Origin of the sequence: Enterobacter sp. WCHEn045836 (assembly GCF_003965585.1) — a bacterium.
Taxonomy (GTDB): Bacteria; Pseudomonadota; Gammaproteobacteria; order Enterobacterales; family Enterobacteriaceae; genus Enterobacter; species Enterobacter dissolvens.
The window spans coordinates 1-318 of the sequence record NZ_RXPT01000047.1 but is presented as its reverse complement, the minus strand read 5'-3'; the positions used below and the strand labels follow the sequence as shown (position 1 = coordinate 318).

The following is a 318-nucleotide window of genomic DNA, read 5'->3' as shown; positions in this document are numbered from 1 at the left end:
ACAGCAGTAAAAAACCTCTACAGGCTTGTAGCTCAGGTGGTTAGAGCGCACCCCTGATAAGGGTGAGGTCGGTGGTTCAAGTCCACTCAGGCCTACCAAATTTGCAAGGCAAATTTGAAGAGGTTGCAAACGATGGGGCTATAGCTCAGCTGGGAGAGCGCCTGCTTTGCACGCAGGAGGTCTGCGGTTCGATCCCGCATAGCTCCACCATCTTTTACTGCGAACACAAGAAAACTTCAGAGTGAACCTGAAAAGGTGCACTGCGAAGTTTTGCTCTTTAAAAATCTGGATCAAGCTGAAAATTGAAACGACACACAA

The 318-nt window shown here is 48.4% G+C and carries 2 tRNA genes; both read left to right on the top strand.

What is annotated here, in order from left to right:
- Window positions 1–21: 21 nt before the first annotated feature.
- Window positions 22–98 (top strand) — tRNA-Ile (locus EKN38_RS25650).
- Between the two features lie 36 nt (window positions 99–134).
- Window positions 135–210 (top strand) — tRNA-Ala (locus EKN38_RS25645).
- Window positions 211–318 lie beyond the last annotated feature (108 nt).